Genomic DNA, 8514 nt, shown 5'->3' with positions numbered 1-8514 from the left:
TTTTCTTTCCCCCTTTCCCCTTCCCCTTTTCCCCAAAACCCGACAAGTATTGACTAGGAACTAGGGCTAAAGACTGTTTTCTTACATATCCAGTACCCAATCGCCAATCGCCAATCCCCAATCGCCAATCCCCAATCCCCAATACTTAATTTTTCACGAGAATTAAACCATGATTAACGCTAAACTTGCTGCACAATCTCATCCAAATCACCAGACAATCGTTAAAGTTTCAGAAAAAGTTGCTTTCGGTGGTAAAGAATTGGTAATTATCGGTGGTCCCTGTACCGTTGAAAGTTGGGAACAAATGGAGACAGTGGCGCAAAAGCTATGTACTGCATCGGTACAAGCCTTGCGTGGTGGTGTCTACAAACCCCGTACATCTCCCTACGCTTTCCAGGGTATGGGCGAGTCGGGATTGGAAATTTTGGCCAGGGTACGATCGCATTACAATATGCCAGTCGTCACGGAGGTGATGTCAATTTCCCAAATTGAAGCGATCGCCACCCACGCTGATATGCTGCAAGTTGGTAGCCGCAATATGCAAAACTTCGATTTGCTCAAAGCTTTAGGGCAAGCTGGTAAACCGATATTACTCAAGCGCGGTTTAGCAGCGACAATTGAAGAATTTGTCATGGCGGCTGAATATATTCTCAGCCACGGCAATCCTGATGTGGTGTTGTGCGAAAGGGGTATCCGCAGTTTCGATGATTACACCCGCAACGTCCTAGATTTAGGCGCAGTAGCAGCACTCAAACAAATAACTCACCTGCCTGTGATTGTAGATCCTTCCCATGCTGTGGGTAAACGGGAATTGGTAGCACCTGTAGCTAGGGCTGCGATCGCTTGCGGCGCAGATGGGTTAATAATTGAGTGTCACCCAGAACCAGAAAAATCTGTTTCTGATGCCCGTCAAGCACTTTCTTTAGAAGATATGGTGGATTTAGTTGATAGTTTAAAGCTGATAGCAACAGCCGTTGGGCGCAGCATATCACAAACAAAAGGGGTGGGTTCTAAACCTACCCCTTTTATTTGTGCTGCTTGAACAAAATATTGAACTATATCAGGACTTACGCCAAAATTGCCAAAAAGCTTAATTGATATCGAACCGCCTTCTCTAGGAGATACTACGTGAAGGCGTAGCGTCTCCTAGAGAAGAGGCTAAGGATTCGTAGAGTCTGCGTAAGTCCTGTATATAAAATTGTCGCACAAGAACTAACACCGTAGTTTGTGCTTCCAAAACAGGATAAATCAAAAGGCTCCAATGGCGTGTTGGGCGGCTGGCAAACATTAGAGAAGCCCAGTAATTCCCTAGTAAGTTCAATAATCAAATAATAGTCCTATCTTCTTAACCAAGATATAGCAACCATATTTAATTTATCAAAATTCCATACACTTTAATCTTTCATAAATATCTTGCTACACAGCTAAATTCATAAATAAAATCGCAGTCTTATATATAAAGCAATACAGTTCAGTTAAGCATTTCTTTCTTCTCTTCCTTTGCGTCCTACCCTGCGGGAAGCCACTTCGTGTCTATGCGTTCTTTGCGGTTCGTTAAAAAAAATTGACTTTGACAAAGAGTTTTAGCCTTAATACTAAGCGTATTGATATATAAAGTTACTAGTTAGCAGTAATTATAAATAATCAGATGTTTGTGATTTAATTATCTTTAATTTTTTACAAATGTCACAACATATTCATACGAAAGTCAAACCAGGTTCACACAAATTTCTCTCTTAAGAGCTAGGCTAAAAAATAAATTATTAGTATGCTAATATTTAGAGCAGCTAATATTAAGTTAATCTACTAAAATTGATTGCAGAATTTTGCTTTGCGAAAAATGCAATGTCTGGCAACAAACCCTGCCCTTTAGGGAATGGGTGACACTCCTTCTAATAATTAAGTATTGACAGGACTTACGCAAAATCATGAAATAACGAACTGCAAAGGACGCATAGACACGAAGTGGCTTCCCGCAGGGTAGGACACAAAGAAATAAGAGTTTCAGAGAGTTTTTGCGTAAGTCCTAATTGACTAAAAATAGGCGATCGCTAATGCAGTCGCTTGGTTCTGGCTGACTCTAGTAAAACCACAACTTTACCACTACGTATCTGTGCTTCCCCTTTCCCCTGATTGTTGATATGCGTTGTTTAATCTCCGTTCAGACGACAAAGCTTTTATCTATAGTTGCTCAAAACATTCCTCGTTTTTATGGCTTGATTTTAAGAGGACGGTTATGGCTACTGCTGCTGGGTTTTACCTACTTGTGTGCTGCTTGTAATGCAACTGACGCTCAATCAAGTGGCAAACAAGCAGGTAAAAACCGAGCTGTGCCAGTGGTGATTGCTACTGCAACTCAAAAGACTATTCCCATACAGTTCTCGGCTACGGGAATAGTCGAAGCATATTCTACGGTATCTGTCAAGTCACAGGTAGGTGGACAACTTACCGGGGTTTATTTTCAGCAAGGACAGAATGTGAAAAAAGGAGACTTGTTATTTAAAATTGATTCTCGTTCCTTGGAAGCAGCCCTGATGCAAGCTAATGCTGCCAAAGCCAAAGATTTGGCGCAGGTGAAACAGGCACAGGCAAATGTGACCAAAGCGATCGCCCAAGTCAACCAAGCAAAAGCGAATGTAGCTAAGGATGTTGCCCAAGCCAAAAATGCAGATGTCCAGGCGAAGAGATACAACAGCTTACTTCAAGAAGGGGCAATCAGTAAAGAACAGGCGGATCAGTTCCAGACGACAGCTGATGCTCAACGGGCAACAGTTAACGCAGACCAAAATGGAGTAGCAGACGCTCAAGCAGCCGTGGTGGCAGCCCAAGCAGATGTACAAAATGCCAAAGCAGCAGTAGCAGCAGATGAAGCTGCGATCGACAATGCCAAAATCCAGCTTTCCTACAGTTCCATTTACTCACCAATTACTGGACGCACAGGTAGTCTAAAGCTAACTCAAGGCAACTTGGTAGAAGCCAATGCCACCGATCCTTTAATTACCATCAGTCAAATCCGCCCAATTTACGTTACCTTTTCCATTCCCCAAAGATTGCTGCCAGATTTGAAGAAGTACAGTGCTAACGGCAAGTTAGAAGTCAGTGCCATACCTCCGAAAGACACAGCGCGTCCGATACGGGGTGAACTCACCTTTGTAGATAGCGGACTCAATACCCAAACAGGCACAATTCAACTGAAAGCCACCTTTGCCAATACAGAGGATCGCCTGGTTCCAGGGCAGTTTGTCAACGTAGTCCTCAAGCTAACCGAAAAACCGAATGTCATAACCGTGCCTTCCCAAGCAGTCCAAACTGGACAGCAGGGGCAGTTTGTATTCGTAGTTAAAGCCGACAAAACAGCAGAAATGCGCCCAGTTACCGTAGGCGACACCATTGGCAACGAAACGGCGATTAAACAAGGGTTGCAACCAGGTGAGCAAATCGTCACCGATGGACAATTCAACCTAGTACCTGGCGCCACAGTGCAGGTGAAACCCCAAGTAGAAGGCACAGGGGCAGAGGGAAAAATGACAAATGACAAATGACAAATGACTAATGACTAATGACTAATGACTAATGACTAATGACAAATGACTAATCACTAAGATGAACATTTCTCAGCTATTCATCCGGCGTCCAATCATGACAACCCTAGTGATGGTTGGCATCTTAATATTTGGGCTAATGAGTTACCAACAGCTACCCGTTAGTGACCTGCCCAATGTGGATTATCCGACATTACAGGTAACGGCAAATCTGCCTGGAGCCAGTCCAGAAACGATGGCTTCTTCGGTTGCAACTCCTTTAGAGCAGCAGTTTTCTAGCATCGCTGGATTGAGTTCAATGAACTCTACCAGCTCTTTGGGTAGCGCACAGATGACGCTGCAATTTGACCTCAATCGAGATATTGACGGGGCAGCACAGGATGTGCAGTCTGCTATTTCTAAAGCAGCTAGGCAGTTGCCGACTAATATGCCTAATCCCCCTTCTTTCCGCAAGGTAAATCCGGCAGATCAGCCAGTCCTCTACATCTCTTTAAATTCATCTATTTTGCCGCTTTCAACTGTAGATAAATACGCCGAAACGCTTTTGGCACAACGTCTGTCGATGGTGGATGGGGTGGCGCAAGTGCAGGTGTACGGTTCGCAAAAGTATGCGGTGCGGATTCAGCTTGACCCGGAATCATTAAGTGCTAAAGGTATAGGAATTGATGAAGTAGCTGATGCGATCGCTAACGGAAATGTTAACCTACCAACAGGCACACTTTACGGGCAGCAGCAGAATTATACAATTCAAGCAAACGGTCAACTCAATGATGCAGCTAACTATCGCTCCCTAGCTGTAACTTATCAAAACGGCGCACCTGTGCAGCTAGGTGAACTCGGTCAAGTGCTGGACAGCGTGGAGAATGATAAGATTGCCAGCTGGTATTTTCCTACGAAGAACGGGAGTAAGGAGCAGTCCAAAATCCAAAATTTTGGCGTGCGGGCGATCGTTTTGGCAATTCAGCGCCAACCGGGAACTAATACTGTCCAAGTGGTGGATGCAATTAAGAAACTCCTACCCACCTTCCAAAAACAGATTCCGGCGGCTGTGAACATGAATATTCTCTACGATCGCTCTCAATCAATTCGCGAATCCGTAGATGATGTACAATTCACGCTGTTACTCACCATCGCTTTGGTAGTACTGGTAATCTTTCTATTCCTTCGCAATATCTCGGCCACAGTCATTCCCAGTTTGGCAGTACCGCTATCAATTGTGGCGACCTTTGCAGTTATGCTGGTGCTGGGCTTTTCCCTCGATAACCTATCGCTGATGGCATTAACTTTATCAGTGGGTTTCGTGGTGGATGATGCCGTAGTCATGCTAGAAAATATTGTCCGCCACATGGAGATGGGTGAGAGCCGCATGGAAGCAGCCCTGAATGGTTCTAGAGAAATTGGTTTCACAATTTTATCTATGACCATTTCCTTGGTAGCAGTATTTATCCCTGTGCTTTTCATGGAAGGCATTCTGGGGCGACTGTTCCGTGAGTTTGCCATTACCATCAGCGTTGCCATCTTAGTTTCTGGCGCAATTTCCCTGAGCTTAACGCCAATGCTGTGTTCCAGATTCTTGCGTCCACCTCATCATGAGGGAGCAGGGGAGGCAGGGGAGGTAGTGGAGGCAGGGGAAGCAGGGGAAGCAGGGGGAGAAATGCCCGATGCCCAAATCCAAAATCCAAAATCTAAAATCCAAAATTTCCAGACTCGTCTCTACAATATTTCGGAAAGTTTCTTTGATTTGTTGTTGCGGGGATACGATTGGAGTTTGAAGAAGTCGCTGAAGTATCACCGGACAACGATGGTGATTTCGGGAGCGATTCTTTTAGCGACAGTCTATCTATTTATAGTTGTGCCCAAGGGATTTGTGCCCAATGCTGATGTTGGACAAATCACTGCAACGACTCAAGCATCAGAAGATATCTCCTTTGATCAAATGGTAAAACATCAACAGGCTGTAGCTGCGATCGCTTACCGAGATCCTAATATCGATTCCATAAACTCCAGCGTCGGGGCTGGGGGGCCAAATGCTTCTGCTAACAGCGGACGACTTTTAATCGAACTCAAGCCCCGCCATGAGCGTCATCTCAGTGCTGATGAAATAGTTGAGGAACTGCGACCGAAGTTGTCAACTGTGCCTGGAATCAAGGTCTTCTTGCAAAATCCCCCCGCCATTAATATCGGTGGACAACAGACAAAAGCGCAGTATCAATACACTCTCCAAAGTCCCAACATTCAAGAACTTTACCAATACGCCCCACTTTTAGAAAATCAACTCCGCAACCTGTCTGAACTGCAAGATGTCAACAGTGACCTGCAAATCAAAAATCCCCAAGTCAAAGTAGACATCAACCGCAACCAAGCTTCAGCTCTCGGTTTGACTGCTAATCAAATTGAAACTGCCCTGAGTAATGCCTACGGGACTCGCCAAGTTTCCACCATCTACGCCTCCGATAGCCAGTATCAAGTGATTATGGGCGTGGAACCAAAATATCAACAAAATTCCAATGCCTTAGACTTGCTCTCGGTTCGCGCCCCCAATGGACAACTTGTACCTCTCAATGCTGTAGCAACTTTGACTAAGGATGTAGGGCCACTGACCATTAACCATAAAGGGCAGCTAGCTTCCGTCACCTTCTCTTTTAATCTCAAGCCAGGAATATCACTCAGTAATGTCACCCCTAAAATTGAACAACTCGCCCGTCAAACGCTACTAGCTACCATTAGTACAGGCTTTCAGGGTTCAGCGCAGGCGTTCCAGTCTTCAATTCAGGGTTTAGGACTGCTACTGCTGGTTGCCATATTAGTAATTTATATTGTGTTGGGGATTCTCTACGAGAACTTCATTCACCCGCTGACCATCCTTTCTAGCTTACCATCCGCTGGGTTTGGCGCACTGCTGACTTTGTTACTGTTTAAAGTTGACTTGAATATTTATGCCTTCGTGGGCATTATTTTGCTGGTTGGCATTGTCAAGAAAAATGGGATCATGATGGTTGACTTTGCAATTGAAGCTCGTCACAAAGGCAAAACTCCCTATGATGCTATTTATCAAGCCTGCTTAGTGAGATTCCGCCCAATCATGATGACCACAATGGCAGCACTCATGGGCACATTACCCATCGCCCTTGGTTTGGGAGCCGGAGCAGATACACGCCGTCCCCTTGGTTTAGCTGTAGTTGGCGGGTTAGTATTTTCGCAGTTCCTCACACTTTATTTAACGCCGGTTTTTTACACATACATTGAGTCGTGGCAAACAAAGTTGCAAAAGCGCAACTGGCAACAACATTAAGGAAACTTTATTGTATTTGTTTTAAAGAATTCAGGACTTACGCACAGGCTACGGAAAATCGAACCACAGAGGCGCATGTTGTTTTGGCTTTTACAAATACCTCTAGCCATCTGATATTCCTAGCTATCCTCAAAACGGAAGTTGCTACAGGCTGCGCGTTATACTGAAACGTCAAGGCAGAAGCTCTTACAAGGAAGACGGAAAGTCTTACAGGCTGCGCGTTATACTGAAACGTCAAGGCAGAAGCTCTTACAAAGAAAGCGGAAAGTCTCACAGGCTGCGCGTTATACTGAAACGTCAAGGCAGAAGCTCTTACAAGGAAGGCGGAAAGTTTTACAGGCTGCGCGTAAGACAAAACGCGAAGACAGAAGTTAGGGACTTCCAGAAAATAAATTATCCCAAATTACAGCAATTTTCATTTGCATGAAGTACAAAGTTACGGGTTTTGAGGCAGGAGGCAGAAGGCAGGAGGCAGGAGGGAAGAGGTAAACACTGTTTATATTTGATAAATCAGTCCTGAATTTTGTACCTCACTTACTTGCAATCTGCTGTATTTGTACATTTGTAGGGGCTTTACAGCTGTAAAGCCCCTACTATGGAATATTTTTTTCGTTGAAAGTCCCTTACTACAGCAAAGCGGAAGCTTCTACTCTTAAGGCAATAGGACTTACGCAAACTCTACGAAATCTTGGCGTTCTTGGCGTCTTGGCGGTTCGATAAATTAATCTTTTTGGCTATTTTTGCGTAAGTCCTGGGCAAAACAAAGAAATTTATCACTAGCTCAATGGTTAAGCTAATGCGTGCAAAAAAAGCATAACCAACAGGAGTGGTTGTTGAGCGTTAACTGTTGACTGTCAACTGTCAATGTGCAAGTTAAATGCAAAACACCTTATTCTTTATCGGTGGTAAACGGTTGTGAAGTTTTCGGGTTATCTTTGGGTTTAGCCATTTCAACTCACCTCATTCCCTATTCCTCACTCCCTTAAATAAAGCCATGACTCAAACCTTACGCAAACTAGTTACATTCAATGAATTTATTGCTCAGTATCCAGACAACTCACAAAAACGTTATGAACTCCATGATGGAGTAATTGTTGAAATGGCACAACCAACAGGCGACCATGAAGAGGTTACAGGATTTTTAGTTAGAAAATTGAGTGTTGAATTTGACCGCTTAAATCTTCCTTATATTATTCCCAAAACAGTATTCATCAAACCACTAGAAAACGAATCAGCTTATTCACCAGATATCTTGATACTTAATCAACCCAATTTAATAAATGAACCTTTGTGGAAAAAAGCATCGACTGTAAACCAAGCCGCATCTATTCCTTTAGTTGTGGAGGTAGTCAGTACTAATTGGCGTGATGATTATCACAAAAAATACGCTGACTATGAGGAAATGGGAATTCCTGAATACTGGATTGTAGACTATGCTGCATTAGGCGGTAGAGAATTTATTGGTAAGCCCAAACAACCAACTATCTTAGTTTGTTCTTTAGACGAAGGTGAATATCAGATTAATAAATTTCGAGGTGATGAGCGTATCCAATCACCAACTTTTCCAAACTTAAATTTAACAGCAAAACAAATTTTTTATGCTGGTGCAAGCTGATACTATTTTGAATTAGTCATTAGTCATTAGTCATTAGTCATTAGTCATTAGTCATTAGTCATTAG

The 8514-nt window shown here is 43.6% G+C and carries 5 protein-coding genes; 4 read left to right on the top strand and 1 reads right to left on the bottom strand.

Features of this window, described 5'->3' with window-relative positions; translation table 11 throughout:
* Positions 1 to 169 precede the first annotated feature (169 nt).
* Positions 170 to 1042, top strand: a complete 873-nt coding sequence (gene aroF, locus ACM0OY_RS38485; protein ID WP_414573974.1) for a 3-deoxy-7-phosphoheptulonate synthase — start codon at positions 170 to 172, stop codon at positions 1040 to 1042.
* A gap of 72 nt (positions 1043 to 1114) precedes the next feature.
* Here the strand turns inward: aroF and ACM0OY_RS38480 are convergent, their stop codons facing one another.
* Entirely contained in the window at positions 1115 to 1288 is a 174-nt protein-coding gene (locus ACM0OY_RS38480) for a hypothetical protein (protein ID WP_414573973.1), read from the bottom strand.
* An 853-nt stretch (positions 1289 to 2141) separates the two neighbouring features.
* Between ACM0OY_RS38480 and ACM0OY_RS38475 the strand changes: the two genes are divergently transcribed.
* The 3 genes from ACM0OY_RS38475 (at position 2142) to ACM0OY_RS38465 (ending at position 8449) form a co-directional block, all read left to right on the top strand.
* A complete protein-coding gene (locus ACM0OY_RS38475; RefSeq protein ID WP_414573972.1) occupies positions 2142 to 3542 on the top strand; it encodes an efflux RND transporter periplasmic adaptor subunit in 1401 nt (466 codons plus the stop codon).
* Positions 3543 to 3603: 61 nt separating this feature from the next.
* The gene (locus ACM0OY_RS38470) at positions 3604 to 6834 is read left to right on the top strand and encodes an efflux RND transporter permease subunit (RefSeq protein WP_414573971.1); all 3231 of its coding nucleotides are present in this window, start codon (positions 3604 to 3606) and stop codon (positions 6832 to 6834) included.
* A gap of 994 nt (positions 6835 to 7828) precedes the next feature.
* Complete coding sequence (locus tag ACM0OY_RS38465; protein ID WP_414573970.1) at positions 7829 to 8449, top strand: Uma2 family endonuclease; 621 nt, start codon at positions 7829 to 7831, stop codon at positions 8447 to 8449.
* The last annotated feature ends 65 nt before the right edge of the window (positions 8450 to 8514 follow it).

Origin of the sequence: Nostoc sp. CCY 9925, assembly GCF_963920935.1 — a bacterium.
In the GTDB taxonomy this organism is placed as follows: domain Bacteria; phylum Cyanobacteriota; class Cyanobacteriia; order Cyanobacteriales; family Nostocaceae; genus Nostoc.
This window is presented reverse-complemented; position numbering and strand designations above follow the sequence as displayed.

Coding starts and splice junctions, on each gene's coding strand:
- aroF (WP_414573974.1), top strand. CDS start 170: ATGATTAACGCTAAACTTGCTGCACAATCTCATCCAAATCACCAGACA.
- ACM0OY_RS38480 (WP_414573973.1), bottom strand. CDS start 1,288: ATGTTTGCCAGCCGCCCAACACGCCATTGGAGCCTTTTGATTTATCCT.
- ACM0OY_RS38475 (WP_414573972.1), top strand. CDS start 2,142: ATGCGTTGTTTAATCTCCGTTCAGACGACAAAGCTTTTATCTATAGTT.
- ACM0OY_RS38470 (WP_414573971.1), top strand. CDS start 3,604: ATGAACATTTCTCAGCTATTCATCCGGCGTCCAATCATGACAACCCTA.
- ACM0OY_RS38465 (WP_414573970.1), top strand. CDS start 7,829: ATGACTCAAACCTTACGCAAACTAGTTACATTCAATGAATTTATTGCT.